Raw genomic sequence first — 26,445 nt, 5'->3', positions numbered from 1 at the left:
GACGTTCAATGGATTTCGATCTGGGTGAGGCAGCCACCACGCTGCGCGGTGAGTTGCGCGGGCTGATCGCCGACCACATACCGGCCGACTTCCTCGGCGCGTTCACCGACGACCCCGCGGATCTCGATGTGGCCCAGCGGTTCTGTCGAACCCTGGCGCAGCGGCAGCTGCTGTGCATGTCGTGGCCCGAGGAGTTCGGCGGCGGCGGCTCCTCGGTGTGGGAGCAGACTGTGGTGCGCGAAGAGATGTGGGCCCATCACGAGCCCCGCGGCGCGCAGTACATGGGTGTCAACTGGGTGGGCCCCATCATCATGCGGCACGGCACCGAAGAGCAGCAACGCAAACACCTGCCGCCCATCGCCAACGGCGAAGTGATCTGGTGCCAAGGGTTTTCCGAACCCGAGGCCGGTTCGGACCTCGCGTCTTTGCGTACCTCTGCGCGCCGTGAGGGCGACGGCTGGCGCATCAACGGGCAGAAGATCTGGACGTCCTACGCGACCATGGCGCAGTGGTGCTTTCTGTTGGCCAGAACGTCCAAAGGTGAGAAGAAACAACACGGTCTGACGATCTTCCTGGTGCCCATGTCGGATCCGGCCATCACCGTGCGGCCCATCCGCACCATGATGGGCCCGCACCACCTCAACGAGGTGTTCTTCGACGAGCTCAAGGTCACCGAGGCCGACATTCTCGGCAAAATTGACGACGGCTGGTCGATCGTGCAGGACGTGATGTCGTTCGAACGGGTCGGTATCGCGCGGTACGCCAGGTGCGAAAAGCTCCTGCAGGCCGCGCCCGCTGAGCTCGGTGATGCGTGGGACGCCCTGCCCGCCGAACTGCGGGGGCGCTGGGCCCGCATGCTCACACACTGCAGAAGGGCCCGGCTCATGGCCTATCGCGTGGTGGCGCTGCAGAGCACCGGCCGGGTGAAACCCGGTGACGCGGCGGCATATCGGATCGCGGTGACCAAACTGGACCAGGACAGCGCCGAGGTGCTCATGGAGATCGTCGCGGCGCTGCCGCGGGGCGAGAGCGAGTACTTCCGCGCAGAAGTCGAGGACCACTGGCGCTACGCACAGGCGTCGACGGTGTCCTCGGGCAGCATCGAGATGCAGCGCATCCTGCTGTCGCGGGCCATGCTGGCGGAGGTCCGAGCGTGAACATCGACCTCAGCGACGACGCCAAAGAATATGGCCGCCAGGCCCTTCGAGCGTTCGAGGCGGCCGGCGGGGACCAGTTGCTGCAGCAGGCCGAGGCCAAGCCCGACACGCGTGAAGCCCTGGTGGCACCGGCCCTCAGCGGTCTCGGCGCATGGGAACTCGAACCCCGCACCGATCCCGATGCCCTGGAAGCGGCCGCGGCGTTGTGCCGCAGCGCCGGCTACTGGGCGCTGCCGTATCCCGTGGCCGAACGGCTGGCCGGACTGCTCGTCGTCTCGGACACAGCTCCCGAAGCACAGCTCGCCGGGCTCGACACCGATTGGGTTGCCGCGACATTGGACGGCAGGCGCAGCCGTGTCACCGGACTGGGTGCGGGCGGGCCGGCCTTCACCACGGCGGTGGAGTTGACGGCGACGGACGGCACCGCCGACGTCGCCCTGGGTCTGGTGCTGCCGTGCTGGACGTTGCTCGGCATGCTCGACCGGGCCCTCGAACTCACCACCGCACATGTGAGCCTGCGCAAGCAGTTCGGGCAGCCGCTGTCGGCGTTTCAGGGCGTGCAGTTCCAGCTGACCGACGCCGAGGTCGAGCGCAGCGGTTTCGACATCCTCGCCAAGTACACACTCTGGAGCCTGGTCACCTCCGATACCGACACCGCGATCGACGATTCGCTGGCGCTGCGGCTTGCCGTGCTCGAGGCGGCCGAGGTGGTGTTCCGGGTGTGCCATCAGCTGCACGGCGCGGTCGGGTTCTGCGACGAGACCACGCTGTCCTGGCTGTCGCGGTACAGCCAGCCGTTGCGCCGCCTGCCGTTCGGACTGTCCCAGACACGTGACATCCTCACGACGCGACTCGGCCGCCGCGGGCTCACCGGATTGTTCTCATGACGGAGCTCGACGCGTTCCGGGCGACCGTCCGGGACTGGTGTGCCCGACACGTTCCCTCGGATTGGCGCGCGGCCCAAACCGGCGTCAGCGACGACGAATTCGTGTCGTTCCAGAAGTCCTGGTTCGCCGAGCTGCGCAACGCCGGTTACGCCGTGCCGCACTGGCCCGCCGAATGGGGCGGCGGCATGAGTGTGCCCCAGCAGATCGTGCTCTACCAGGAACTCGCCGCGCACGACGCGCCGCGCCTGGTGCTGGCCTTCGTCGGTATTCACCACGCGGCATCGACCCTGCTCGCGGCAGGAACCGCGGAGCAACGACGACGCCACCTCCCGGCGATCCTCGACGGCGAGATCTGGGTGCAGGGTTTCTCCGAGCCCGAGGCCGGATCCGACCTGGCGGCGTTGCGAACGAGTGCACGGCGCGACGGCGACACGTTCGTGGTCAACGGGCAGAAGCTCTGGGCCAGCGGCGCGATGCATGCCGACTGGTGCCTGCTGCTGGCCCGCACCGACCCGGAGGCCCCGAAACGGCACGGCATCTCGTACTTCCTGATGGACATGGCCACGCCGGGCATCGAGGTCCGGCCGATCCGCAACGCGGTCGGCGAGTCGCACTTCTGTGAGATCTTCCTCAACGACGTCGCGATTCCCGCCGCCAACCTGGTCGGTCCCGTCAACCAGGGCTGGCAGGTGGCCCAGGCCACGCTCGGAGCCGAGCGCGGCATGACGATGCTGGAACTGGCCGAGCGGCTGAGCAATGCGGGTTTCCGCCGGCTCGTGCAGGCGTGCGCACCGGTCGACGATGCACTGGTCGGGGATCGCCTGGCGCAGTTCGAGATCGAGCTCGCGGGCTTGCGTGGCCTGTGCCGCGATCTGGTCGAGCGCGGGGAGAAGGGGCAGATCGGCCCGGCCGACGCGTCGATCGTCAAGCTCTACTACAGCGAACTGCTGCAGCGTATGACCGGATTCGGCGCCGAGATCGCCGGGCTGCCCGGCCAGACCGTACTGACCAAACCGGCCTCGAGCGGCTGGGAGTCCGGCAACTGGATGCTCGATTTCATCGGCTCGTGGGAATGGACCATCCCTGGCGGGGCCAGCGAGATACAGCGCACCATCATCGCCGAGCGGGGACTGGGGCTGCCCCGATGAACTTCGCCGAGCTGCACGACGAACTGCGCTCAGTCGCACAGGATCTCCTCGTCAAAGACGCCGATTGGCCGCTGCTAGTGCAGGCCGGCTGGGTCGGCTTGGACGCACCGGAAAAGTTCGGTGGTTCCGGTGCCACGTTCGCCGAGGTCGCGGTCATCTGCGAGGAACTCGGCCGGGCCGCGGCACGCACCGCCTATCTGGGCGGGGCCGTACTGGGCATCGGTGCACTGATCGCCCTGCAGGCCAGCGATCTTCGCGATCAACTGCTGCGGGAGGCGACGGCAGGCACGACCAGGGTCGCGCTCGCGTTGTCGGCCGAGAAACCCCGGCCGCAATTCGAACTCGCCGCCACCGGCGGGCGCCTCGACGGCCACGCGACCTTCGTTGCGGATGCCGCTGTCGCACAACATGTTCTGCTACCGGCGATGGATGCCCAGGGGACTCCGGTACTGGTCGACGTCGCGTCCGACGCCACCGGTCTGCGAATCGACAGCCAACCGGTGCTCGACGAGACCCGCCGGCTGGCCACCGTGACTGCCGACGGCGTAGCGGTCGACCGTGCGGCGGTGTGGCGGTTCGACGAAGATCCGCACCAGCAACTGCAGGCCTTGCAGGAACGGGCCGCCGTGGCGCTGGCCTGCGACAGCCTGGGCATCGCGCAGGCGATGCTCGACGCGACGGTGTCCTACGTCGGCGTGCGTCACCAGTTCGGCCAACCGATCGGCGCGTTCCAGGCCGTCAAGCACGCGTGCGCCGACATGCTGGTGTGCATCGCGGTGGCCCGGCAACTGGTCATGGCCGCGGTCACCGAGCCCGGGCCGACGACCACCGCGATGGCGAAGTCCTACGCGTGCGACACCGCCGTCGACGTCGCAGGCAAGGCCATGCAACTGCACGGCGGCATCGGCTACACGTGGGAGAGCGGTGTGCACATCTACCTCAAACGTGCGGCACTCAACCGGTCGCTGTTCGGCTCCCCGGCAGACCATCGGGCCCGGCTCGCGGGGCGCTACCAGTAGGGTGCGGCTGTGCAGAAGCGACACCCGGGATTCGCGACGAAGGTCACCCGTGCGTTGGCCGAAGCCACCTTGCCGGACGTCGAGACGCTGATCGATCGGCTGTTGTCGGCGATCTTCACCGACAATCCCGAATGGACCGACTACGCGAGCGTTCCCCGAGATGATTTGCGGGACGGCTGCCGCGACTACCTCACCCGGGTGCTGGAACTGCTGAGCGGCCGGGTCGGCGCGCCCGACCCCGCCGACGAGGTTGTCGGCGCGATCGCCCGGCACCGCGCCGACCAGGGCGTGCCGCTTGAGGTCATGCTGCGGACCTTCCGGCTCGGCGGCCGTATCGTCTGGCAGGCGCTTCTGGAGCGGGCCGAGGACACCGGCGTCGCACCCGACGATGTGCTCGATGCAGGCACCGCGACGTGGACGGTGATCGATGAGCTGTCCTCGGCGCTGTCCACGTCCTACCGGGACAGCGAGCAGGAACGCGTGCGCCACGACGAGCAGCGCCGCAACGCGCTGATCGAGGATCTGCTCGGCGGGCGTGCCGGCGACGCCGCCTTCGCCGCGCGGGTGGCGCGCGAGCTCGAGCTGCCCGCCAACGGCGGCTACCTGGTGATAGTCGCCGATGTGCGGCCGGATGGCAGTCCCGCGCTGGCGAGCCCGCGGACGGCGCTCGACGCGCTGGGCTTCCGGTCGGTGTGGCAGACCAAGGTCGACACCCGCATCGGTGTGGTGGCGCTCGAACAGCGCGACGCCGCCGATGTGATCACGCGCCTGAGACCGCTGGCCCGGGGCCGGGCCGCGGCCTCGCCCGCGGTGTCGGGGCTCGCGGAGGCCGGCTCGGCCTACACCTTGGCCCTGATCGCGTTGAGCATGGTGCCGCCGAATGTGACGCAACTGGTGTCGCTCGGCGATCACTATCCCGAGGCCCTGCTCGTGCGGTCTCCCGACCTGGCCCAGCGACTCGTGGCCCGCAACCTCGGCGGGATCCTGGCCCGGCCGGCCCGGGAACGCGAAGTCTTGCTGGAGACGCTCGTCGTCTGGCTGGAGGAGGACCGCTCGACGGCCAACGCGGCCGTGCGGTTGCACTGCCACCGCAACACCGTGCTCAACCGCCTGCACCGGATCACCGAACTGGTCGGCAGGCCGCTGCACGGCCGGGCCGCCTACGTCGAACTGTCTCTCGCGCTGTCCGCGCTCGATCTGCCCCAGATTGGGCACTCTGCCCAATCTGGGTGATCCAACGCTGGGCCGACGCGTATGGTGGCGGCGCTCACACAGCAGCAGACTCGACTGCGTGCGTGAGTTCGACCTTCTGGTGATCGGCGGCGGCCCGGGTGGCTATGTCGCGGCCATCCGCGCGGCCCAACACGGGCTCTCGGTGGGCTTGGTGGAAAAGGAACGCCCCGGCGGCGTGTGCCTCAACTGGGGCTGCATACCCACCAAAGCCATGCTGCGGTCGGCCGAGGTACTGCAGACCGTGCGCGACGCCGCCGAGTACGGAATCCGTGCCGACAACGTCGGATTCGACTATGCCGCGGTGCGACGGCGCATGACCGAGGTGGTCACGGGGCTGACCGACGGCGTGGCCGGCCTGCTGAAAGCCAACGGCGTCACCGTGATCGAGGGCCACGCCCGATTCACCGGACCCACCACAGTGGAGATCTGCGACGTGCCCGCCGGCGACGGTCCCCGGTACGCGGCGACACCGGCCGAGGCCGTCGACCGCGCCACCGCGCGCGACGTCATCATCGCCACCGGGTCGACACCCATCCCGCTGCCGATCCCCGGCGCCGACCTGCCGGGTGTGATCACGTCCGACGGTGCCTTCGGTCTCACCGAGGTGCCCGCGCGGATCGTCATCGTGGGCGGCAGTGCCGTCGGCGCCGAATGGGCCAGCCTGTTCGCGGCGTTCGGTTCGGCCGTCACGGTCGTAGAGATGCGCGACACGCTCGTACCGGCCGAGGACGCTGATCTCGGTGCGGCCCTGGGGCGTTCGTTCAAGCAGCGCGGCATCACGGTGCTGACCGGCTCGACCGTCAGCGCGATCGCCCAGACAGAGGCGTTGCGGGTCACGGTCGAAGGCCCGCAGCCGCAGGAGATCGATGCCGACATCGTGCTTTTCGGCGTCGGCCGCAGACCGAACACCGCCGAACTCGGCATCGACGCCACCGGCGTGCACACCGACGCGCGGGGTTTCATCGAGGTCGACGAGCAACTGCACACCAACGTCGACCACGTGTACGCCATCGGCGATGTCACCGGTAAGGCCCTGCTGGCCCACGTCGCGTCGCATCAGGGTCTCACGGCCGCCGACGTGCTGGCCGGACACGACAAGCGCATCGACTACGACGTCGTGCCCGCGGCCACGTTCACCCATCCCGAGATCGCCAGCGTCGGGCTCACCGAGGCGCAGGCGAGGGCCGCCGGGCACGACCCGGTGACCGCCAAGTTCCCGTTCGCCGCACTCGGCCGGGCCCGAACCTTCGGCGACACCGAAGGATTCGTCAAGATCGTGGCCGGACGCAAATACGGTGAGGTGCTCGGCGTGCACATCATCGGGCCCGCAGCCAGTGACCTGATCACCGAAGGCGCGCTGGCCATCACGCTTGAGGCGACGCTCGACGAACTCGCCGACACCATCCACGCGCACCCGACACTCGGCGAGATCGGGATGGAAGCCGCACTGGCGGCGCTGGGCCTGCCCGTACACATCACGCCACCCAAGCGCTGAGGAGCTCTCCATGACCGACACGATCGCCCGGACCACGCTCGCCGGAGAGGATCTCAACACGCTGTGCGGCTACTACCGCCAGATGGTGCTGATCCGGCGCTTCGAGGAGCGCGCCGCACAGGGCTACACACAGGCCAAGGTGGGCGGGTACTGCCACCTCAACCTCGGTGAGGAAGCCACCGTGGTGGGGCTCATGGCCGCCCTGCGGCCCACCGACTACCTCTTCACCAATTACCGCGAACACGGCTACGCGATCGCCAAGGGGATCGACCCCAAACGCGTGATGGCAGAACTGTTCGGCCGCAGCACCGGCACGTCCAAGGGCTGGGGCGGTTCGATGCACATGTATGACACCGAGACTCGCCTGCTCGGCGGCTACGGCATTGTCGGAGGCCAGCTTCCGCTCGCTGTCGGCGCGGCGCTGGCGATCGACTACCGCGGCGGCGACGACGTGGTGATGTGCCAGATGGGTGACGGCACCACCAACATCGGCGCCTTCCACGAGTCGCTCAACATCGCCGCGCTGTGGCGGCTGCCTGTGGTGTTCGTGGTGATCAACAACAACCTCGGCATGGGCACCACGGTCGAGCGCTCATCGGCTGAACCCGAGCTGTACAAGCGGGCCGCGGCATACCGCATGGTCGGGGAACGCGTAGACGGCACCGATGTGCTCGCGGTCCGCGACACCGCGCGCCGGTTGGTCGAGGCGGCCCGTACCGAAGGCAAACCCGCACTGCTGGAAGCGGTCAGCCACCGCCTGCGCGGGCATTCGGTGGTCGACCCGGCCAAGTATCGCAGCGAAAGCGATGTCGCCGCAGCACAAGACGCGGACCCGCTGACACTGTTCAAAGACACCCTGCTGCGTGCGGGCGCCTTTGACGAGGCCGGCGCCGCGGCGCTGGAGCGATCGGCGCAGGAGGAGGCCGACGCGGCCGTGGCGTTCGCCGATGCGAGCCCGCATCCCGATCCGTCGACGCTGTTCGACTACACCTATGCCACGCCGGTGCCGGGCGAATCCCGTCGGCTGCCCGCCGACCCGTTGTTCTGACCACGATTCAGCAAGAAGGAAAACCGTTGCCTGTCATCAGTTATCGCGAAGCGCTGCGCGACACCCTGCGGGAGGAAATGCAGCGCGACGATTCGGTCTTCCTGATCGGCGAGGAGATCGGCGTCTTCGAAGGCTCCTACAAGATCACCGCGGGTCTGCTCGCCGAGTTCGGTGAGAAGCGCGTGCGCGACACTCCCATCGCCGAGGAGGGTTTCGTCGGTGCTGCGGTCGGCGCCGCCATGCTCGGGCTACGGCCGGTCGTCGAGATCATGACCATCAACTTCTCGCTGCTGGCACTGGACCAGATCGTCAACCACGCCGCCAAGATCTACGGCATGTTCGGCGGCCAGACCAGCGTGCCCATGGTGATCCGCACCCCGGGCGGCGGCGGACAACAGCTCGGCGCAACGCATTCGCAGAACATCGAGCTGTACTACGCGTTCGTCCCAGGACTCAAGGTCGTCGCGCCGAGCACGCCGGCCGACGCCCGGGCGCTGATGCGCGCCGCGATCCGCGACGACGATCCCGTGCTGTTCCTGGAGAACCTCGCGCTGTACAACGTCAAGGGCGAAGTGCCTGTCGATCTTGCACCCGCTGAGATCGGCAAGGCCGCGGTGCGCCGCGTCGGGTCTGACATCACCCTGATCGGATACTCCCGGATGGCTGCTGTCGCAACGCAGGTCGCGCGGCGACTGCACGACGACGACGGAATCGACGCCGAGGTGATCGACCTACGCAGCCTGCGTCCGCTCGACCGCGACACCCTGGTGGAGTCGGTCCGCAAGACGGGATGCGCCGTCGTCGCCGAGGACGACTGGCTCACCTACGGCATCGGCGCCGAGGTCGCGGCGTCGATCTCGGACGGCGCTTTCGACTACCTCGATGCCCCCGTGCGCCGCGTCGCGGCCGCGGAAGTGCCGCTGCCCTATGCCAAACCGCTCGAGCAGGCTGCGTTGCCCTCAGCCGAATCGCTGTACAGCGCAGCCCGCGAAACACTGGCCGCCGTCGGCCGGCTCTGATACGACGTTGAGGATCACACGTGCCTGAAATCACCATGCCCCGCCTCTCCGACACCATGGAGGACGGCGTAATCATCGCGTGGCACAAGAACATCGGGGATCGGGTCGAGCCCGGCGAGGTGCTCGCCGAGATCGAGACCGACAAGGCCATCATGGAGCTCGAGGCCTACGACGCGGGCATCCTCGAGCACATGCTCGCCGGCGAGGGCGACCGGGTGCCGATCGGTGTCCCGATCGCGATCATCGGCGACGGCAGTGGCACATCCGCGGTACCACAAGCGGCGCCGGCCGCCGCGCCCAACCCGGCCCCTGCCGCGCCGACGCCTGCCCCCGCGGCACCGGCCGTGCGGTCCGATCGCCCCAAGGCGTCACCGCTCGCCCGCAAGGTCGCCGAGGCCAACGGAGTCGATCTGGCCACCGTGACCGGGAGCGGCCCCGGTGGCCGGATCATCCGCAAGGACGTCGAGCACCTGCGCCCGGCCGAATCCCCGGCCGGCCCAACGCCGGTCGAAGGGGACTTCGACGCGGTGCCGCTCACCACGCTGCAGCGGGTGGCGGCCAAACGCCTGACCGAGAGCAAGCAGAACGCACCGCACTTCTACCTGACCGCAGCTGTCGACGTGACCGATCTGCTGGGCTTCCGCAAGACCGTCAACGACAGCCTGGAGGCGGGCGGCGGCCCCAAGGTCAGTGTCAACGACTTCATCGTCCGCGCCGTCGCGTCGGCGCTTCGCGGCAACCCCGGCGTCAACGTGTCGTTCGGCGGCGACACGTTGCTGCGCCACCACGGCGTGCACATCGGAGTCGCGGTTGCCGTCGACGCAGGCCTCGTGGTGCCGGTCGTGCGTGACGCCGACCGCAAGTCCGTGTCCCAGATCGCCGGCGAGACCAAGGAGATGGCCGGGCGGGCCCGCATCGGAAAGCTGCGCGCCGACGAGATGACCGGTGGCACGTTCACGATCTCCAATCTCGGGATGTACGGCATCGAGCAGTTCGTCGCGGTGATCAATCCGCCCGAGGCCGCGATTCTCGCGGTGGGGGCGGCGACCGACGAACTGCGGCTGGTCGACGGTGAGGTGGCGGCCCGCAAGATTCTGCGGCTGACGCTGTCCGCTGATCATCGGGCGATCGACGGCGCGACCGGTGCGGTCTTCCTGCGCGATCTGACGGCGCTTCTGGAACACCCGCTGCGCATCGTGACCTGACGCCTGCGATGAGTTTCTCCGGCGGTGCCGGTCGATACGTCTGACCGACCCACCGAGAAGGAGACACCATCGTGGCTACCCGTTCGTCCGCGCCGCTGGGCGCCCCCGTCTGGCTCGACCTGACCACCTCTGACGTCGAGCGCGCCAAGGATTTCTACAGCGCGGTTTTCGGCTGGACATATGAAACGGGCGGGCCGGAGTACGGCGGCTACGTCAGCGCGTTCCTGGGGGACCGGATCGTGGCCGGGCTCATGCAGAACGACCCGAAGTGGAACACGCCCGACGTGTGGACCACGTACCTGCACACCGCCGATGCCGACGCCACGGTGGCCGCGGCCGCCGCGGCCGGCGGCAGCAACTGCGGTGGTGTCATGGACATCCCGGAGAAGGGTCGCATGGCGATGATGACCGACCCGACCGGCGGCTTCTTCGGGTTGTGGCAGCCGACCGGGCACGCCGGCTATCAGGCGTTCAACGAGACGGGCGCACCGCTGTACTTCCAGCTCACGACGCGCGACTACGCGGGTGCGCTGGACTTCTACCGAAAAGCGTTCGGGTGGACCACCCAGACCGTGTCCGACACCGACGAGTTCCGCTACAGCACAGCGGTGTTCGACGGCGAGGAGCTGCTCGGCGTGATGGACGGCGCCACGTTCCTGCCCGATGGCATGCCGTCGACCTGGACGGCATTCCTGGGTGCCGCAGACGTCGACAAGACCGTCGAACTGATCGTCGAGAACGGCGGATCCGTCGTCCGCGCGGCCGAGGACACGCCGTACGGCCGGCTGGCGGCGGTCGCCGATCCCACCGGTGCGACGTTCAATCTTTCGTCGCTGCAGGACTGACCTGTCCCGACCGGGTATGCATGGAGTATGGCCGCGATCTACCTGAAGGCATGCCTCAACGGCGCGCGCACCCCCGACGAGCATCCGGCGCTGCCCGTCACCCCCGAGCAGCTTGCGGAGGCGGCCGCTGCCGTGCACCGCGTGGGGGCGCGCGCCGTGCATCTGCATCCCAAGACCGCCGACGGCGTCGATTCGCTGGAACCTGACATCGTCGGCGCGGCCGTCTCCGCGGTACGCCATGCCGTGCCCGGTCTGCCGGTCGGTGTGACGACAGGCTACTGGGCGTCGCCCGATCGGGAGGCACGACTGCGAACCGTCGGGCAGTGGCACGTGCTGCCTGATTTCGCGTCGGTCAACTGGCACGAACCGGGCGCCGACGAACTCGCGCGGGCACTGCTGGACAAGGGCATCGGCGTGGAGGCAGGGCTCTTTCACGCCGAGGCGGCGGCCGCCTGGGCGGCATCGGAGGTGGCCGAGCATTGCCTGCGGGCGATGATCGAACTGCCGCCCGACAGCGACGTCGATACGGCCGCAGCGCTGCTCCGCATCGTGACGGCCGCGGACTCGCCGGCTCCCGTGCTGCTGCACGGCGAGGGTGAAAGCTGTTGGCCGCTCCTCGAATACGCGGGAGCGCTGCGGCTACAGGCCCGTATCGGGCTGGAAGACACGCTCTTTCTTCCGGACGGGTCGCGGGCCCCGGACAACCCGACGTTGGTCGCCGCCGCGCTGGATCTGCTCAGTCAGACGTCGCGCCAAGGGCAAAGTCCGCGAAGTCGAAACCCGGCACCACCACACAACTGACCAGCGTGGGTTCGTCGCCGCGGGGCCGGGCCCGTTGCCAGTGCCCGGGCGGCACCACTACCTGCGGACGCTGCCGGGCCGCGACGTCCGATCCGAGCAGGTGCGTGGCCGCCGAATCCTGCGTCGGGCCGATCTCGAGCTCCAGTGGGCTGCCGCGGTGGTGAAACCACAGTTCGGCACTGCGCACGGTGTGCCACGCCGACTGCTGCCCGGGCATGAGAAGGAACAGGATTGCCGTGCCTGCGTTGCGTGGCCCGGCGTATCCGGCGGGCAGCGAGGATTGGCTGATCGTCAGTTCGCTGCGCCAGGTCTCCCGGTACCAGCCGCCTTCGGGGTGCGGGGACAAGTCGAGCCGCCTGGCCCAGTCCGGTAGTTCAGTCACACCCGATAGTCTCGTCGCTATGGTTCGACTACGTCCAGGTTGGCTGGTGGCACTGTGTGCCGCCGTGCTGGTGGTCGCCGCGTGGTTGCCGTGGTTGACCACCAGTGCCGACGGCGGCGGCCGGGCCAACGCGATCGGTGGCGCGGTCGGCAGCATCGTGCTCCCGCGCGGTTTCGGGCCCGGGCAGCTCATCGTGTTGCTGGGCTCGACGTTGATCGTTGCCGGAGCGATGGCCGGACGCGGCTTGTCCGAGCGTTGGGCATCGGCTGCGGGCCTTGTGATTTCGCTGCTGCTCGTGGCGTTGACCGCGTGGTACTACAGCCTCAACGTCAAGCCTCCGATGGCCGCGGGTTACGGACTGTATGTCGGCGGAGCGTTCGCGCTGGCCGCGGTGGTGTGCTCGGTGTGGGCCCTGATCGCGACGCTGGGGCGGCGATGACGGGGTTCGTCGAGCCGGTTGTGTTGACCGGTGACCGCTGGGTCACGCTGGAACCTTTGACCCGCAAGCACATTCCCGAGATCGACGCGGCCGCGGCCGACGGGGAACTGGGCACCCTGTGGTACACCATGACGCCCGCCGCAGGCGGTGCCGAGCAGTGGGTCGAGCGCATGCTCGAGCTGCGTGCTGCCGACCACGGCGTGAGTTTCGTGGTGCGGTCCCTGGACGGCCGGCTCGTGGGCTCGTCGAGCTACCTGCACGTCGACGGCGCCAACCGGCGGCTGGAGATCGGGCATACCTGGTACACGGCGGCCGCACGCCAAACCGGCGTCAACGCCGAAACCAAGCTCTTGATGCTCGGTCACGCGTTCGACGAGTTGAATTGCATCGCAGTGGAATTCCGCACGCACTTCTTCAACTTCGCGAGCCGCGCCGCCATCGAGCGGCTCGGTGCGAAACTCGACGGTGTGCTGCGGAGCCACCAGATCACGGCCGACGGTGCCCGCCGCGACACCGTCGTCTACTCGATCCTGGACATCGAGTGGCCCGCGGTGCGGTCCAACCTGAGGTTCAGGTTGGACCGCCGCGGCGGGATCACCTAATCGGAATCGACAGTGGTGGTTTCGATCGACTTCTGGCCACCGCCGTGGGCGACTTCGATCTTGCGCGGGCGAGCCCGTTCGGCCACCGGGATGGTCACCGTCAGCACGCCGTTCTCGTAGGTCGCCGAGATCGCGGACGTGTCGATGCCGTCGCCGAGCGTCATCTGCCTGCGGTAACGGCCGAAGAACCTCTCGTTGGCCAGCCATTGCACGGATTCCTCCGAGCGGGCGGTGCGGTGCGCCGAAATGGTCAGGGTGCCGTTGTCGACGCTGATGTCGACCGAGCCGGGATCGACGCCCGGAAGGTCTGCGGTCAGCACATAGTGATCGTCGATCTTGCACAGATCCATCGGCATGAACCGCGGTGTGCGATTTGACCCGGCGTCGCTCGACAGCAAACTCCTGGTCAAGGCATCAAGGTCGCTGAACGGATCAAAACGAAGCACAGTAATCCACCTCCCGTACGTCTCAGAGCCCGCCACCCTGGCGGGCAGCCAATCACTGTGCAACGCCGATATTAGCACTCTCGGTGGGAGAGTGCTAGACAAGTTCGACACTTGTTCCGGTGAGCGCCTCGGTGCAGCCGTCGCACCGCAAGACTGCATGGAACTGCTGGCCACAGGCCGTGTGGGTGACGACGACGGCAGGCCCGTCCAGGGTGTCGAACCACCGCTGAGCCCACTGCAGCGCGGTCGTCAGCACGGGGAAGAACGCCAGTCCCTTCGGCGTCAGCCGATACTCGGGACGGTCCTCGGTCATCGTCAGGATGCCGTTGTCGCGGAAGGTCCGCAGGCGGTCGGCGAGCGAACCGGGTGGCGCGGCCAGCAACTCCTGAAACCGGGAAAACCGGGTTGTGCCGACGAACGCGGCGACCAGTATCGCGCACGCCCAGCGATTGCCGAGCACGCTCATGGTCTGCGGGAACAGCCCCGAGGGGGAGTCCCGCTGATCGGTTTCCGAGCGGCGGCGGTTGGTCGTGACGGGCAGGGATCGCTGCCAGCCGCCACTCGGGCCCCAAGCCACGGTGACATCGCCCGGACCGGTGACCCGCCTGCAGGCCTCACAGGTGTGCAGGGGCGTGAAGTCGGCGCCGCACCGCAGGTGCTGCATCGCCGGCAGGCGCTCGCGATGTTCGGGAACCCAGTGCCGTTCCCACTCCCAGATGGACAGCAGGACGGGCCACAACGATCGGCTGCGGTCGGTGACAAGGTATTCGTGCCGCGGCGGCTTGTCCTGGTAGCGGTGTCGTGCCAGCAGGCCGTCGTCGGTCAGGGCGCCGAGTCGCCGCGTCAGCACCGAATTCGAGATCGGCAGACGCTCGATGAACTGCCCGTACCGCGTCGCGCCGAGCAGGGCCTGCTGGATCACCAGCAGCGACCACTCGTCACCGAGCAGGCCCAGCATCTGGCCGACCGCGTTGGGGCCGGGCTGCGTCACCTACAGGCCGACCGCTGCGGCCGGATGGTCCTCCCGATGCCACCGCCGCAGTTCCGTGCCTGCGACCCACGTCGAATGCGTGCCGCTGGAAACCCGTTCCGGCAGAGCGAGTTTGCCCACCGGGCCGTCTTCGACGCGCGCGGCGTCGAAGATCAGACAATAGGACGCGTCGGTGTTCATGTCGGTGGTGATGGTGACCAGGTAACCGTCGTCTTCGCCGTGGCCGCCCACGCGCGGCGCCATCGCGGTCTCGCTGCCGTACACACCGTCATCGAAGGCGAACCGCTGCTCGGCGCCGGTGTGCAGATCGTGGCGCACTATGCCGTCGAACAGGAACCACCCCGGCTTGCCCGTCGCGGCGTACGCGTACCGATAGGGGCGGCCCGCATATGCGGAGTTGATCATGCCGAATTCGGTGATGCTGTCGGACAAGTGCTCTTCGCGGGTTTCACCGGTGACCAGGTTGAACCGCCAGCGGTGCAGCCGGGTCTGCATCTGGTCCAGGGCGAGCGCGGGGACCGCCTTGCCCTGGAAGAACCCGTCCAGCACGATCTCGTCGCCGTCCTCGAACGCGTTGGTGAAGTGCAGGACGTAGGTGGTGTCGGCTTCGAACCAGCGGACGTCGCCCGCGCCGCCGCGGCGGGGCAGCACCGCGAAGCGCGACGGCATGTCCTTGTGCAGGCGGGGCAGGTGTATGCCCTGCGCCAGCAGCTTGGCGTCCCAGAACAGCGGAAAGTCGTTGAGGATCACGTAGTTCTCGGTGAACGCCATGTCGTGGGGCAGTCGCGGGCCGGGCAGCTCCACGTCGACGTAGTGCACCAGCCGGTTGCTCGCGTCGACCACGCCGTAGTGCATGTACGGCGCCTGCTTGCCGTAATTGAAGAACAGCAGCTCACCTGTCGCGTCGTCGACCTTGGGATGCGCCGAGACTCCCAAGTCCCTCGGGAACCCGCCGCGCCAGTCCTCCTTGCCCAGCGTGTCCCCGGTGTACGGGTCGATCCGGTACAGGTCGCCGCACTGGTAGAAGCTGCTCAGTGCCACGCCGCGGTGCACCGTGACGTCGGTGCTCGACGCGTCCTTCATCAGGGTCCGTGCACCCCAGCCGTGTTCGCGTTTGGCGAGGCCGACCGGTTCGGCGATGCCGGGCCACAGTGGGCCACCTGCCTCGTTTTCGGCCAGGAAACCGTCGGTGCGGATGAACCTGTTGCGGTAGAACGCCTTTCCGTCCCGGAATCCGACGATGTGCATCATGCCGTCGCCGTCGAAGGGGTGATAGGTCTGCAATGCGGGGTGCAGCGGATTCTCGGTGTTGCGCAGGTAGATTCCGTCGAGGTCGGCCGGGATCTCGCCGTCGACTGCATCCAGATCATCGGCGTTCCATTCGGTTGTCTGCGGTCGCCACGCCCCGGTGCGGTACGGGTGGTCGTCGTCCTCGGGCAACGTGGACAGGAACTTCGCGACGACTTCGGTGTTCATTCCTGCACTCCTTTCACGACGAAGCCCCGCCCAGGATCCAGACGTGCTGCATGCCCCGAAACTACTACAACTAAGAGAGTGACTACAGGGATTTGACGGATTCTGAACAACGAAAATGGTCGCCGTCAATTGCTGACGGCGACCATCCTGGTGATCTCGCGGAGCGTCGGCTCAGTCGTCGTGACCGTGGCCGTGCCCGTGGCCACGCCAGCGCGGACCGTTGTCGTACCAGCCCCAGCCGGGTGCTTCGACGCATGCCGAGACATAGCCGTACGGGCCGGTCGCGCACAGTTCCGGGCCGGCCGATGCCGGTGCTGCCCCTGCGACTGCGATGCCGACCGGCACGGCCAGCGTGCCGAGGCCGATCGCGACCGCGCGCTTCAGATTCGAACGAACCATTTCCCCACCTCCGGGTTGTTGCCTAGTGAGAGCTCAAACCCCCGTCTGTGAAGAACCTTAGTACACCTCACGATATTCCTGGCAACCGGGTTTCGATCATGTGTCGCAATCACTTTGCTCTTCTCGCGGGCTGCGCGGTCACGGCGATTTGCGGCTTTGCCATTTTTGTCTCGCGCGTCGGAACTGTCGTCTGACCAGTGACTTGCGTCACCGCGTCCTGCGATGAATTCCGCAATTCCGTGCAGTCCCTACGGTGGAACGACGACTGGGAGGTACGAAATGGGCCTGCTCGACGGCAAGGTTGCGCTGATCACCGGGGCTGCGCGTGGGCAGGGCAGGGCGCATGCCCTCACGCTGGCCCGCGAGGGCGCCGACATCGTGGCGTGCGACATCGCCGCGCCGGTACCCGAAGTGGACTACCCGTTGCCCACGCCGGCCGATCTCGATCAGACCGCCGCATCGGTGGAGGCGCTCGGTCGTCAGTGCACTGCGGTGACGGCCGATGTTCGGAGCCTGACGGCGATGCAAGCGGTGGCCGCCGACGCGGTCGACGCCTACGGCCGCATCGACGTCGTGATCGCCAACGCCGGCATCGCCAGCAGCTCACCCATCGCGACGATGTCCGAGCAGCGATGGCAGACCATGCTCGACGTCAACCTCACCGGGGTGTTCAACACCTTCCGGGCCGTGCTGCCACACCTGATCGAACGCGGCGCCGGGCGTATGGTCGCCACGTCGTCGATCGTGGCGAACTCGGGGGCCAGCAACTCCGGCCACTACGCGGCCGCGAAAGCCGGCGTGGTGGCGCTGGTGAAGTCGCTTGCCTACGAGGTGGCCGAGCACGGCATCACGGTCAACGCGGTGCTGCCGTCCGGGGTGAACACGCCGATGATCCACAACCCGACGACATACCGGTTCATCCGTCCCGACCTGGAGAACCCGGATCGGGACGATGTCGAGGAAGTCTTCCGGCAGGGCCGGCCCCGGCCCGGCCTGCTCGAGCCCGAAGACGTGGCGAACGCCGTGCTCTACCTGGTGTCCGATCAGGGACGGTTGCAGACGGGGGAGTCCATGGTGCTGTCGAACGGGTTGAACTAGCGCGAGCTACAACAGGCCCGGCGGGATGTCGGCCGGCAGCTGGACCGGTGGAATATCTCCTGGCAGTTCAACTTTGGGTACGTCTGCGGGCAGTGCGACGTTCGGCACCGCGCCGGGTAGCGGCACCTCGGGAATGTCACTGGGCAACTCGACGACGGGGACGTCCGCCGGGTACGGGAACGGTGGAAGGCCCGCCGGGAACGGCAGAACCGGCAGCGGCAGCCCGGAGACGTTCGGCGGCACCGGAATGGTGGGCGCTGGTTCGTCGATGGGCGCCGCGAGAGCCTGTCCCGGTGCGACCAGGAGCGCCAGCAACGCCGCACACGTGATCAGACCTGCCCGCCGCAACGACATGGCACCAGGATAGGCCCTGACATCGTCGGCCGAGCTGCCTCGGATGTGACCTCCGACGAGCTAACCTGAGACAGGTCACATCGATTGAACGCCGTCGCGTTACTAGTCGAAAGGCCGCGCCACATGAGCATTCTCGGAACCTCAGCGACAGGCATATTCCGCCGCAAGCCGGTTGATCAGGTCGAACCGGAAGAGCTCGAGGAGGGCGGCGGACTTCAGCGGGTGCTCGGGTTGTGGCAGCTCACCGCGATCGGGATCGGCGGCATCATCGGTGCCGGCATCTTCTCGCTCGCCGGCGCCGTCGCGAACGAGAAAGCCGGCCCGGGGGTTTTGCTGTCGTTTCTGATCGCAGGTATCGCGAGTGCGTGTGCGGCGTTGTCGTACGCAGAGTTCGCGGGCATGATCCCGAAGGCCGGTTCGGCCTACACGTATGGCTACGTGGTCCTGGGCGAGGGTGTCGGCTGGTTCATCGGCTGGGATCTGTTGCTGGAGTACACCGCGATCGTCGCCGTCGTCGGCATCGGCATCTCGGGCTATTTCGGCTTCCTCGTCGAGCAGATCGGGCTGAACCTGCCCGAGTGGATGCTCGGCGCGCCCGGCAGTGACCCCGACCAACCGGGCCGCGTGGTCGACCTGTTCGCGCTCGTGCTGTGCCTGCTGATCGCGTTCGTCCTCACCCGCGGCGTGCGCAGCGCCGCCCGCATCGAGACTTTTCTGGTCTGGCTCAAGGTCGGAGTCGTGGTGCTGATCGTCGGGCTCGGCGTGTTCTACGTGAACACCGACAACTACACGCCGTTCCTGCCGTTCGGCTGGGGCGGGGTTTTCGCGGGCGCTTCGGTGGTGTTCTTCGCGGTCTTCGGGTACGACGCCATGAGCACGGCGGCAGAGGAGTCCACGAGTGCCCGAAAGCTGTTGCCGAAAGCCATCATTCTCTCGCTGGTCATCTCGATGGTCCTCTACGTGCTGGCCTGCCTCGTGCTCACCGGGATGGTGAAGTACAGCGACGTGGATCCGGAATCGGCCTTCGCGCAAGCCTTCGAAAGCGTTGGGCTGCCGTGGATCGCGACGCTGATCTCGGTCGGCGCCATCCTCGGCATCGCGACCGTGATGTGGACCTTCATGTATGCCGTGACCCGCGTGTGGTTTTCGATGTCGCGCGACGGGCTGCTGCCGGAGTGGTTCGCGGCCGTCAGCCCCAAGCACCGAGTACCGGTGCGGGTCACCTGGATCGTTGGCATCGGCTCGGGCCTGATCGCCGGCTTCCTGCCGATCGCCGAGGCCGCCGAACTGACCAACATCGGGATCCTGCTTGCCTTTGCGGTGGTGTGCACCGCAGTGATCGTGTTGCGCTACCGGTCGCCCGATATCGAGCGTGGTTTCCGCACTCCCGGCATGCCGATCATCCCGCTCATCGGGGTCGGGTCGTCGATCTGGCTGACCACCTACCTCACGACGGTCACCTGGCTGCGGTTCGCCGTGTGGTTGGTGATCGGACTGGTGATCTACGGGCTCTACAGCTACCGCCATTCACACCTGAGCCCCGCGGCGGGTGGTAAGAAGTCGGCTGCGGGTTCGTAGCGGACGGCTGCGCGGACTTTCGTGCAGGTAGTCACTCGTGGACCAAGAGATCTACGATTCGCTGGCGAGCTGGTCGAAGTACTCGGGCGTGTATTCGTCATACGATAGAACCAGAGTCTCTGCAGGAGCGTGGATGTCGACGTAGTGATGTCCAGCGTGGTCAGCCGGTGCCGCCAAGTTATCGAGGATTTCGGCTGCAGTTGCCCGGTCAAGGTGCCAATCAACGCGATCGTCACACAGCTCGATATCGGCTGCGCCATTCTCGATGCGGAAGTCGTAGACGACTCCCTCGTGTTCCAACTGCGACGACCCATGCTGCACCGCGTCACTCAGCGCGGCGTGGACGGTCGCCGCACCTGCCGTGTCCATTGCGAGCATGACGGCGTCGTCGCCAAAATAGAATCCAGGAAGAAAATGGGTATGAATGAAGCTCATGAGGCGTTCCCTTCCATACGTTGGCTTTCCTGGGGCGCAGTAGTTTTCATGCATTACGAATCATCCTCGGCTTCTCCGGTGCCCAGGGTTGGGAGGTGTCCGCGCTGCCGGGCAACGGTACGAGCTCTGGGCCGAATATGCCAGGGCCACCGCCGATCACGGGCCCGCGCCGCATTCGCGGTGGCAAATCGACAGGAGCTTTCGGCCCGGGCGCTTCGGCAGGGGCCTTGGGTGCTGACGGCTGGACGGGTGCCGAGGGCTGGGCGGCTGCTGACGGTTGGGCAGGTATTCCCTCGGGCGCCGCCTTCGACGTGCGCGGTGGAAGATTGTTGATCGGGATGTTGTCCCAACGATCTTTCTTGTCTTCGTCCAACTCCTGGTTCGCCATATGGAGAAGACCTTGGCGAGCAGACGAACGTCGGGTCACGGTCGGACAAGCGGGCGGATTGAGATTCGCCGTCCGTTCGGCATGGCACCGTAGCCAGTCTTTCGCTCTTTCGCCACGCAGCAACTTGGCGTAGGCACGGCCGGCACGTTGGGGGGAGTGAGGGATCGGCGACCTGGACGTTGCCACGATGCGCGATCAGTTCCAACTCGGTCGTATCCAAGCTAGGCGGGTAGTACTTGTGCAGAGCCAATTGGTCATTCCAGCTGAGAAACGAGAACCGATCCGGTTGTTCTGACCACAGGGCTTTTGGTAGGAATGGTGGAATAGTTAGGTGGGCGTCGTAAGTCTTGGCATGGGCCGAGCGTGGCAAGCCGAATTCCCAGTTCAAATCATGAGCGAGATCGGAATCAGCGTCAGCGGCGCCATTGAAATATCGAATTGTAGATATTTACTTTGAAAGGCTCGCTCCTTGCGACGACTCGTTGGCCGACGACGAGGAATACTTCGACAAGGTGCGTGCCGGTGTAGGCGGTGCTTTCCCAGTTCTCGGTAGGGTCGGGTGAAGGTTTCCGCTGGTTACGTGCCTTGGCACGGAAGAAGTCACCACGGAGCGAGGATTCCTTGCGCGCGTGTTCGCCGGTGTTGGTTACCCGCCACCAGACGCTGAAGTCGGTCGGTCCACTAGCCGTGGCTTTGAAAACAAGATTTCGGCCCTTGAATAGCAGCCCGCCATCGTTGGGATAAGGGACTCGTTTGGCCCTTTTGCCGAGTTGGCTACAGGCTCGCAGTGACACGCTGTAGCGCGAGTCGAGTAGTTCGTACCAGCCTTTTGTTTCGGGTGACTGAGCATGGGAGGTGTCCGCGAGCTCAACATGGAAGAGATCCTTGTCGACATCTGGGAAGTCCTCGCCGAATAGGTCTTGCCAGTGCTCGACTTGCTCCACAAGGTCATCCGTCTCGGTCGCCTTCGTGATGAGGTCGGCGGCCTCGGCGAGTTCGCGCTTGAAGTCGGTGAATGCTTCGTTGGTCCAACGGGCCGCGAGGTTCTCCGATGGCAGAACCGGATTCCAGACCTCCGGCGGTGAGTTGAGTGGCTGAAGCGCGTCGTTCATATTGAGGATCGTTTGCGCGATCCAATCGGCGTCGTTGACGGCGATCTGCGGCATGTGTTCAGCGATGAGCACCTGCAGCACAATTGATTTGATGGCACTGCGGACGCCTTGATGTTCGTCGCGCCAGCGTTTAAGCATCTGGACTATCTGCCGGAAATGCACGCCTTGTCGCTCGCACCAGCTGGTGTATTCGTTTGGGGCAGTCGCGTGCCATCCGGTGGCCTTGCGCGGCGCATCGAGCGGTCCGTCTGATTGACCGATTCGGGCTGGGACGACATCGACGTGGAAGCTACCAATTGCGTCGTCGGCGTACTGGATGCGGACGCACGGCTGCTTCGATGTGAGCTTCCCGGAATATCGCCCGTTACTGTCAAGCGCGTCGTAAAGATCTTGGATTGCGCCTGGGGCGGTGTCGTCGGCTGAAGCCGACACGCAGACGATGTCTACGTCGTAATCGCCGCCCTCGACTGGCTTCACCGCGGTGCCATTGGCATATGAACCCTGAAGAAATACGTCAGCGTCACTGAGTCCGTAGTGTTCTGTCAGGAAGTTTCTCAATGTATTCGACGCACTTACGATTCGATCGACTTGGGTCTGACCAAGCGAAATCTCGTCGAGGAAAGTGTCGAAGTGAGATTGGATGTCGCTCACGGCTCGCTCCAGTTGCGGAACGCGACGAAGAGCCACCGCCATGGTTGCAGAGATAGGTGACCGCGAACGTCGCGCAAGTACCCGTCACGTATCGCCCGCTCCACGGCCGGGTGATTGTCCTCGGAATCCGCGTTGCCTTTCTTGCCCGGCTTATCCCACGCCACGTTCAGATCGGAAGCCGTCGAAGACTTTTCAGCGTTGACAAGTTTCCGATAGCTGCGCCGCATGTACTTCGACTCGCTACCGATCCATCCTTCGTAGTAGTCAAGGCGTTCTTGCAATTCGTGAAATTTGTCGACTAATACGCGATCATGCTCATCAGTGTTATCACGCCGCCTGACGCGGTAAACCATCTCGTGCCACGCAAGGGCAGTCCGGAAAGCTTCGCCATACATCTGCCGTCGGCGATCCCGCTGCGCGAAGATGCGAGCGAGAGCAGCAGACAGGAACGCGACCGAGAGGGCACTGACTGCAGCGCTTGCCCCGACGATGAGCTTGATGTCGTTGTCGGTCAAACTCATAATAGATTATCCTTTAACCACTTGCCGCCTCGGTCCGTAAATTCGGCCCAAGCGGCCGCATCGCCAGTTACATTCATCACGAGTAGCTCGTCGTTCTTGCCCAGGTATGGTCTCGGTAGGTCGCGGACTTCTTTATGAGTATCGTTTGTCTTTATCGGCCAGAAGCTATCGAGATGGTGCCAATAAATACCATACGAATTCAACTTTTTGATCAGGCCGTCGTAATCCTTGCCCGGCGTATTGAGGTCATATGAGACGAGTATTGTGTTCACGTGTTGCGCGCCCCTTCTGTGACCCTAATTCTCCCTGCTAGCTACAATCATGTGCTTAACACTTAGTGCTCGCAATAGTGGAATGCTAAATTCGCTTTTCTATCGGTACATCCAACAGGGGTACGTATGTTGTCTATAAAGCTGCAAAATCCCCTGCCGATAGCCAACAATCCTAACGAGATTCAAACTCCTTTACAGAGGTCAGTGGGTGCGAAGCGAGTGTAGGTCCGGCCACCGACATGTGCCGATCGTCACGCGAAAGGTCGGGCACATTGCTGCGCCGACCTCTGTGCTTGGTGCTCGTACTCGAACATATTTGCGAATCGTTGTGCCCCCGGCAGGATTCGAACCTGCGACACCGGCTTTAGGAGAGCCGTGCTCTATCCCCTGAGCTACGGGGGCCCGAGGGCCGTATGGCAGCTGTGAGTGTAGTGGGCGGGCAAAAACCCTGCGCAACGCCGGGGCCGGTAAGGCGGCATCGCCGCCTCACCGGCCCCGGTCCGTTACTTGCCCGAGAGCACGTCGGCCAGCACGGCCGCCTCGCTGATCTCGGGATCTTTGGTTGCGGTCAGCAGGGTCACGGGGCCTTTGCGGGCCAGCTCCTTGAGGTGCGCGAGCTGGGCCGCGCGTTCGGGATCGGCCAGCTCGGCCTCGTAGCGTTGCCGGAACTCGTCGAAGAGTGCCGGATCGTGGCCGTACCACTTGCGCAGTTCGGTCGACGGGGCGATCTGTTTGCACCATTCTTCGAGGTCGGCACGTTCCTTGCTGACGCCTCTGGGCCACAGCCGGTCTACGAGCACCCGAGCCCCGTCGTCGGGACTCGGATCCTCGTAGACCCGCCGCACCCGGATCCGCGCCTTACTTGGCATCGGACTTGCTCGCCCCCTTCTTCGACGCGGCCTTCTTTGCGCCGGCTTTCTTGGCGGGTTTGCCGCCCTCGCCGTTGCTGGCAGCCGCGTCGGACGCCGGAACCTCGCCGTCCACCGTGCCCTCCACGCCCTTGGGCGTGACGGACTCGATCACCAGACCGTTGTCGTCGGCGTCGACGCGCACGGTGTCACCCGAGCGCAGCGTGCCCTTGAGCAGCAGCGCCGAGAGCTTGTTGTCGAGCTGCCGTTGCACTGTGCGGCGCAGCGGCCGGGCCCCGAACTTGGGGTCGAAGCCCTCCTCGGCGAGCCAGTCCTCGGCCTTGGTGGTGACGTCGAGTTCGATGTCCTGCGCGTGCAGCAGCCGCCGGGTGCTGTCCAGGATGAGCCCGATGATCTGCCGCAACTGGGCCTGGTCGAGCCGGTGGAACACGATGGTCTCGTCGATGCGGTTGAGGAACTCGGGCCGGAACCGCGTGCCCAGCAGCTCCATGAGCTTCGGCGTGATCTTCTCGACGTCGCCGTCGGGCGCGTCGAGGATCAGGTCGGAACCGATGTTGCTCGTCAGGATCACGATGGTGTTCTTGAAATCGACTGTGCGGCCTTGGGCGTCGGTCACGCGGCCGTCGTCGAGCAGCTGCAGCAGCACGTTGAACACATCGGGGTGGGCCTTCTCGATCTCGTCGAACAGGATCACCGAATACGGTTGGCGCCGAACCTTGTCCGTCAACTGCCCGGCATCCTCGTACCCGACGTAGCCCGGGGGAGAGCCGACCAGCCTGGACACCGTGTGCTTCTCCTGGAACTCGCTCATGTCGAAGCGCACCATGCGGCCCTCGTCGCCGAACACGGCCTCCGCCAACGCTTTTGCCAGCTCGGTCTTGCCGACCCCGGTGGGCCCGAGGAACAGGAACGACCCGATGGGCCGGTTCGGGTCGGCGAGCCCGGCGCGGGACCGGCGCACCGCTTCGGCGACCGCGGTCACGGCGTCCTCCTGCCCGACGACGCGGTTGTGCAGCACGTCCTCCAGCGCCATGAGCTTGTCGCGTTCCTCGGCGGTCAGCTCGGTGACAGGGATCCCGGTCGAGCGGGACACCACTTCGGCGATGTCGACGACACCGACCTCCGGTTCGGCCCCGGCCTCGATTTCGCCGACCTGTTCCTTGGCGTTCTCGGCCTGCTGCGCGATCTCCTTCTTGAGCTCGTTGGCCTTCTCGAAGTCCTCGGCGGCCACGGCGGCGTCCTTCTCCCGGTTCAGCCGTGCCAGCTGATCTTCGAGTGATTTCGCGTCGGCGCTCGGCGTCTTGGTGCGCAGCCGCACCCGGGCGCCGGCCTGGTCCATCAGGTCGATGGCCTTGTCGGGCAGGAACCGGTCGGTGATGTAGCGGTCGGACAGCTCGGCCGCGGCCACCAGCGACTCGTCGCTGTAGTGCACCTGGTGGTGTTCCTCGTACACGTCGGCCAGGCCGCGCAGGATCTCGATGGTGTCATCGACCGACGGCTCCGAGACCATCACGGGCTGGAACCGCCGCTCCAGCGCGGCGTCCTTCTCGATGTAGCGCCGGTACTCATCGATGGTGGTGGCGCCGATCGCGTTGAGATCGCCGCGGGCGAGCGCAGGCTTGAGCAGGTTGCCGGCATCCATCGACCCGTCGCCGGTCGAGCCGGCGCCGACGATGGTGTGCAACTCGTCGATGAACACCACGAGCTCGTCGGAATGGTCGCGCACCTCGTCGAGGATCTTGGTCAGCCGTTCCTCGAACTCGCCGCGATACTTGCTGCCCGCCACGAGTGAACCGACGTCCAGCGCGACGACCCGGCGATCGGCCAGGGTCTTGGGCACGTCACCGTTGACGATGCGCTGCGCGAGGCCTTCGACGATCGCGGTCTTGCCGACGCCGGGATCTCCGATGAGCACCGGATTGTTCTTGCGCCTGCGGGACAGGATCTCGACGGTCTGGGCGATCTCGTCGGCGCGGCCGACGACGGGGTCGAGCTTGCCCGCGCGGGCGTCGGCGGTCACGTCGCGCGCGTACTCGTCGAGCGTGGGCGTCTCACTGGCCGGCTGCTGCTTACCGCTCGCGGCCGAGCGCAGACCCGGCGCGCCTGCCAACGCCTTGGTCGCGGCCGTGTCAGGCGTGGCCGCGATGCCCAGCAGGATGTCCTCCGGTCCGATGTAGCTCTGCCCGGCCTGCGCGGCGTGCTGCTGCGCGACGCGTATCGCGCGCTTGGCGCCGGGGCTCAGGACCGGCGTGCCGCCGGAGCCGTCACCGGCGCCGGCCGCGGCCTTCATCTGCTCGGCCACCTGATCGGGGTCCAGCTGCAGGCTCGAGATGGCGTCGCGCGTCGGCTCGTTGGTGGCCGCGGCGTACAGCAGGTGTTCGGTGGTGATCTCCGGGTTGCCCCACTCGACGGCGGCGTCGCGCGCCGCACCGACGAGCTGCTTGGCGCTGTCGGTGAGCAGCCGGCCCAGGTCGACCTGTTGCACAGGCGGCCGCGACCGTGCCCCCGGCCCGAAGAACCGTTGGAACACATCGTCGAAGAAATCGTCGAAATCACTCATCAGAAAAGCTCCTAG

General features: G+C 66.3%; 27 protein-coding genes and 1 tRNA gene. 15 read left to right on the top strand and 13 right to left on the bottom strand.

All coding sequences use genetic code 11. The features are described 5' to 3' along the window. The first annotated feature begins 8 nt into the window (after nt 1-8). From G6N67_RS05065 to G6N67_RS05015, 11 genes are all read left to right on the top strand, one after another. Nucleotides 9-1,157 carry an acyl-CoA dehydrogenase family protein gene (locus G6N67_RS05065; RefSeq protein ID WP_036433762.1) on the top strand — a complete coding sequence of 383 codons (1,149 nt, stop codon included), beginning with the start codon at nt 9-11 and terminating at the stop codon, nt 1,155-1,157. Continuing rightward, nucleotides 1,154-2,044, top strand: a complete 891-nt coding sequence (locus G6N67_RS05060; RefSeq protein ID WP_036433763.1) for an acyl-CoA dehydrogenase family protein — start codon at nt 1,154-1,156, stop codon at nt 2,042-2,044. The genes G6N67_RS05065 and G6N67_RS05060 overlap by 4 nt, the downstream gene beginning before the upstream one ends. Beyond that, nucleotides 2,041-3,192, top strand: coding sequence for an acyl-CoA dehydrogenase family protein (locus G6N67_RS05055; protein WP_036433765.1), 1,152 nt, complete (start codon nt 2,041-2,043; stop codon nt 3,190-3,192). The genes G6N67_RS05060 and G6N67_RS05055 overlap by 4 nt, the downstream gene beginning before the upstream one ends. Continuing rightward, complete coding sequence (locus G6N67_RS05050; protein WP_036433768.1) at nt 3,189-4,211, top strand: acyl-CoA dehydrogenase family protein; 1,023 nt, start codon at nt 3,189-3,191, stop codon at nt 4,209-4,211. The genes G6N67_RS05055 and G6N67_RS05050 overlap by 4 nt, the downstream gene beginning before the upstream one ends. A 9-nt stretch (nt 4,212-4,220) precedes the next feature. Next, nucleotides 4,221-5,444 carry a PucR family transcriptional regulator gene (locus G6N67_RS05045; RefSeq protein ID WP_036433770.1) on the top strand — a complete coding sequence of 408 codons (1,224 nt, stop codon included), beginning with the start codon at nt 4,221-4,223 and terminating at the stop codon, nt 5,442-5,444. Nucleotides 5,445-5,502: 58 nt separating this feature from the next. Further along, entirely contained in the window at nt 5,503-6,939 is a 1,437-nt protein-coding gene (gene lpdA / locus G6N67_RS05040) for a dihydrolipoyl dehydrogenase (protein WP_036433772.1), read from the top strand. A gap of 10 nt (nt 6,940-6,949) precedes the next feature. Continuing rightward, entirely contained in the window at nt 6,950-7,987 is a 1,038-nt protein-coding gene (gene pdhA, locus G6N67_RS05035; protein WP_036433774.1) for a pyruvate dehydrogenase (acetyl-transferring) E1 component subunit alpha, read from the top strand. Nucleotides 7,988-8,022: 35 nt separating this feature from the next. Further along, nucleotides 8,023-9,006: an alpha-ketoacid dehydrogenase subunit beta gene (locus G6N67_RS05030; protein ID WP_197747977.1), complete on the top strand. Its 984-nt coding sequence runs from the start codon at nt 8,023-8,025 to the stop codon at nt 9,004-9,006. Nucleotides 9,007-9,026: 20 nt separating this feature from the next. Further along, entirely contained in the window at nt 9,027-10,211 is a 1,185-nt protein-coding gene (locus G6N67_RS05025; protein ID WP_179976803.1) for a dihydrolipoamide acetyltransferase family protein, read from the top strand. 71 nt (nt 10,212-10,282) lie between these two features. Next, a complete protein-coding gene (locus tag G6N67_RS05020; protein ID WP_036433778.1) occupies nt 10,283-11,056 on the top strand; it encodes a VOC family protein in 774 nt (257 codons plus the stop codon). A gap of 27 nt (nt 11,057-11,083) precedes the next feature. Beyond that, entirely contained in the window at nt 11,084-11,857 is a 774-nt protein-coding gene (locus tag G6N67_RS05015) for a 3-keto-5-aminohexanoate cleavage protein (protein ID WP_051578811.1), read from the top strand. Here the strand turns inward: G6N67_RS05015 and G6N67_RS05010 are convergent. Continuing rightward, nucleotides 11,793-12,239 carry a cupin domain-containing protein gene (locus G6N67_RS05010; protein ID WP_036433780.1) on the bottom strand — a complete coding sequence of 149 codons (447 nt, stop codon included), beginning with the start codon at nt 12,237-12,239 and terminating at the stop codon, nt 11,793-11,795. The genes G6N67_RS05015 and G6N67_RS05010 overlap by 65 nt on opposite strands. Nucleotides 12,240-12,258: 19 nt before the next feature. On the opposite strand from G6N67_RS05010, the gene G6N67_RS05005 reads away from it, so the two are divergent. After that, complete coding sequence (locus G6N67_RS05005) at nt 12,259-12,678, top strand: hypothetical protein (RefSeq protein WP_036433782.1); 420 nt, start codon at nt 12,259-12,261, stop codon at nt 12,676-12,678. After that, nucleotides 12,675-13,280 carry a GNAT family N-acetyltransferase gene (locus G6N67_RS05000; RefSeq protein WP_036433784.1) on the top strand — a complete coding sequence of 202 codons (606 nt, stop codon included), beginning with the start codon at nt 12,675-12,677 and terminating at the stop codon, nt 13,278-13,280. Before G6N67_RS05005 ends, G6N67_RS05000 begins: the two co-directional genes overlap by 4 nt. Here G6N67_RS05000 and G6N67_RS04995 read toward each other — a convergent pair. The 4 genes from G6N67_RS04995 to G6N67_RS04980 all read right to left on the bottom strand — a co-directional run bounded on the left by G6N67_RS04995 (nt 13,277) and on the right by G6N67_RS04980 (nt 16,592). Continuing rightward, a complete protein-coding gene (locus G6N67_RS04995) occupies nt 13,277-13,726 on the bottom strand; it encodes an Hsp20/alpha crystallin family protein (RefSeq protein ID WP_036433786.1) in 450 nt (149 codons plus the stop codon). The genes G6N67_RS05000 and G6N67_RS04995 overlap by 4 nt on opposite strands. A 94-nt stretch (nt 13,727-13,820) precedes the next feature. Beyond that, complete coding sequence (locus G6N67_RS04990; protein ID WP_036435819.1) at nt 13,821-14,684, bottom strand: winged helix-turn-helix transcriptional regulator; 864 nt, start codon at nt 14,682-14,684, stop codon at nt 13,821-13,823. Nucleotides 14,685-14,717: 33 nt separating this feature from the next. Continuing rightward, the gene (locus G6N67_RS04985; protein WP_036433788.1) at nt 14,718-16,193 is read right to left on the bottom strand and encodes a carotenoid oxygenase family protein; all 1,476 of its coding nucleotides are present in this window, start codon (nt 16,191-16,193) and stop codon (nt 14,718-14,720) included. A 171-nt stretch (nt 16,194-16,364) separates the two neighbouring features. Further along, complete coding sequence (locus G6N67_RS04980; protein WP_036433790.1) at nt 16,365-16,592, bottom strand: hypothetical protein; 228 nt, start codon at nt 16,590-16,592, stop codon at nt 16,365-16,367. Between the two features lie 279 nt (nt 16,593-16,871). Between G6N67_RS04980 and G6N67_RS04975 the strand changes: the two genes are divergently transcribed. Then, nucleotides 16,872-17,690 carry a mycofactocin-coupled SDR family oxidoreductase gene (locus tag G6N67_RS04975; RefSeq protein ID WP_036433792.1) on the top strand — a complete coding sequence of 273 codons (819 nt, stop codon included), beginning with the start codon at nt 16,872-16,874 and terminating at the stop codon, nt 17,688-17,690. Between the two features lie 6 nt (nt 17,691-17,696). Here the strand turns inward: G6N67_RS04975 and G6N67_RS04970 are convergent, their stop codons facing one another. After that, nucleotides 17,697-18,044, bottom strand: coding sequence for a hypothetical protein (locus G6N67_RS04970; RefSeq protein ID WP_051578813.1), 348 nt, complete (start codon nt 18,042-18,044; stop codon nt 17,697-17,699). A gap of 123 nt (nt 18,045-18,167) precedes the next feature. Between G6N67_RS04970 and G6N67_RS04965 the strand changes: the two genes are divergently transcribed. Beyond that, on the top strand, nt 18,168-19,622 hold the full coding sequence (locus tag G6N67_RS04965) for an amino acid permease (RefSeq protein ID WP_036433794.1): 1,455 nt from the start codon (nt 18,168-18,170) through the stop codon (nt 19,620-19,622). 51 nt (nt 19,623-19,673) lie between these two features. Here the strand turns inward: G6N67_RS04965 and G6N67_RS04960 are convergent, their stop codons facing one another. The 7 genes from G6N67_RS04960 to G6N67_RS04930 form a co-directional block, all read right to left on the bottom strand. Next, nucleotides 19,674-20,057, bottom strand: a complete 384-nt coding sequence (locus tag G6N67_RS04960) for a hypothetical protein (protein ID WP_131524718.1) — start codon at nt 20,055-20,057, stop codon at nt 19,674-19,676. An 801-nt stretch (nt 20,058-20,858) separates the two neighbouring features. Further along, on the bottom strand, nt 20,859-22,208 hold the full coding sequence (locus G6N67_RS04955; RefSeq protein ID WP_230021367.1) for an SMODS domain-containing nucleotidyltransferase: 1,350 nt from the start codon (nt 22,206-22,208) through the stop codon (nt 20,859-20,861). Continuing rightward, on the bottom strand, nt 22,205-22,729 hold the full coding sequence (locus tag G6N67_RS04950) for a hypothetical protein (RefSeq protein WP_036433796.1): 525 nt from the start codon (nt 22,727-22,729) through the stop codon (nt 22,205-22,207). The genes G6N67_RS04955 and G6N67_RS04950 overlap by 4 nt, the downstream gene beginning before the upstream one ends. Beyond that, a complete protein-coding gene (locus G6N67_RS04945) occupies nt 22,726-23,001 on the bottom strand; it encodes a SinR family protein (protein WP_131524720.1) in 276 nt (91 codons plus the stop codon). The genes G6N67_RS04950 and G6N67_RS04945 overlap by 4 nt, the downstream gene beginning before the upstream one ends. A gap of 329 nt (nt 23,002-23,330) precedes the next feature. Next, nucleotides 23,331-23,403: transfer RNA gene (locus tag G6N67_RS04940), tRNA-Arg, on the bottom strand. Between the two features lie 101 nt (nt 23,404-23,504). Then, nucleotides 23,505-23,870 (bottom strand): DUF488 domain-containing protein, encoded by a 366-nt coding sequence (locus G6N67_RS04935; protein WP_036433798.1) that lies wholly within the window; start codon nt 23,868-23,870, stop codon nt 23,505-23,507. After that, nucleotides 23,860-26,430, bottom strand: a complete 2,571-nt coding sequence (locus G6N67_RS04930; protein ID WP_036433800.1) for an ATP-dependent Clp protease ATP-binding subunit — start codon at nt 26,428-26,430, stop codon at nt 23,860-23,862. Before G6N67_RS04930 ends, G6N67_RS04935 begins: the two co-directional genes overlap by 11 nt. Between the last annotated feature and the right edge of the window lie 15 nt (nt 26,431-26,445).

Origin of the sequence: Mycolicibacterium mageritense, assembly GCF_010727475.1 — a bacterium.
GTDB classification, from domain to species: Bacteria; Actinomycetota; Actinomycetes; order Mycobacteriales; family Mycobacteriaceae; genus Mycobacterium; species Mycobacterium mageritense.
Note: the sequence above shows the minus strand (reverse complement) of the source record. Positions and strands in the feature narration are given on the sequence as shown.

What these genes read in the sequence shown, in the direction of transcription:
- G6N67_RS05055 (WP_036433765.1), top strand. Translation starts at nt 2,041, where the DNA reads ATGACGGAGCTCGACGCGTTCCGGGCGACCGTCCGGGACTGGTGTGCC.
- G6N67_RS04975 (WP_036433792.1), top strand. Translation starts at nt 16,872, where the DNA reads ATGGGCCTGCTCGACGGCAAGGTTGCGCTGATCACCGGGGCTGCGCGT.
- G6N67_RS05015 (WP_051578811.1), top strand. Translation starts at nt 11,084, where the DNA reads ATGGCCGCGATCTACCTGAAGGCATGCCTCAACGGCGCGCGCACCCCC.
- G6N67_RS05065 (WP_036433762.1), top strand. Translation starts at nt 9, where the DNA reads ATGGATTTCGATCTGGGTGAGGCAGCCACCACGCTGCGCGGTGAGTTG.
- G6N67_RS04970 (WP_051578813.1), bottom strand. Translation starts at nt 18,044, where the DNA reads ATGTCGTTGCGGCGGGCAGGTCTGATCACGTGTGCGGCGTTGCTGGCG.
- G6N67_RS05050 (WP_036433768.1), top strand. Translation starts at nt 3,189, where the DNA reads ATGAACTTCGCCGAGCTGCACGACGAACTGCGCTCAGTCGCACAGGAT.
- G6N67_RS04960 (WP_131524718.1), bottom strand. Translation starts at nt 20,057, where the DNA reads ATGAGCTTCATTCATACCCATTTTCTTCCTGGATTCTATTTTGGCGAC.
- G6N67_RS04935 (WP_036433798.1), bottom strand. Translation starts at nt 23,870, where the DNA reads ATGCCAAGTAAGGCGCGGATCCGGGTGCGGCGGGTCTACGAGGATCCG.
- pdhA (WP_036433774.1), top strand. Translation starts at nt 6,950, where the DNA reads ATGACCGACACGATCGCCCGGACCACGCTCGCCGGAGAGGATCTCAAC.
- G6N67_RS05000 (WP_036433784.1), top strand. Translation starts at nt 12,675, where the DNA reads ATGACGGGGTTCGTCGAGCCGGTTGTGTTGACCGGTGACCGCTGGGTC.
- G6N67_RS04985 (WP_036433788.1), bottom strand. Translation starts at nt 16,193, where the DNA reads ATGAACACCGAAGTCGTCGCGAAGTTCCTGTCCACGTTGCCCGAGGAC.
- G6N67_RS05005 (WP_036433782.1), top strand. Translation starts at nt 12,259, where the DNA reads ATGGTTCGACTACGTCCAGGTTGGCTGGTGGCACTGTGTGCCGCCGTG.
- G6N67_RS04950 (WP_036433796.1), bottom strand. Translation starts at nt 22,729, where the DNA reads ATGAGTTTGACCGACAACGACATCAAGCTCATCGTCGGGGCAAGCGCT.
- G6N67_RS04965 (WP_036433794.1), top strand. Translation starts at nt 18,168, where the DNA reads ATGAGCATTCTCGGAACCTCAGCGACAGGCATATTCCGCCGCAAGCCG.
- G6N67_RS04990 (WP_036435819.1), bottom strand. Translation starts at nt 14,684, where the DNA reads ATGCTGGGCCTGCTCGGTGACGAGTGGTCGCTGCTGGTGATCCAGCAG.
- G6N67_RS04980 (WP_036433790.1), bottom strand. Translation starts at nt 16,592, where the DNA reads ATGGTTCGTTCGAATCTGAAGCGCGCGGTCGCGATCGGCCTCGGCACG.
- G6N67_RS04930 (WP_036433800.1), bottom strand. Translation starts at nt 26,430, where the DNA reads ATGAGTGATTTCGACGATTTCTTCGACGATGTGTTCCAACGGTTCTTC.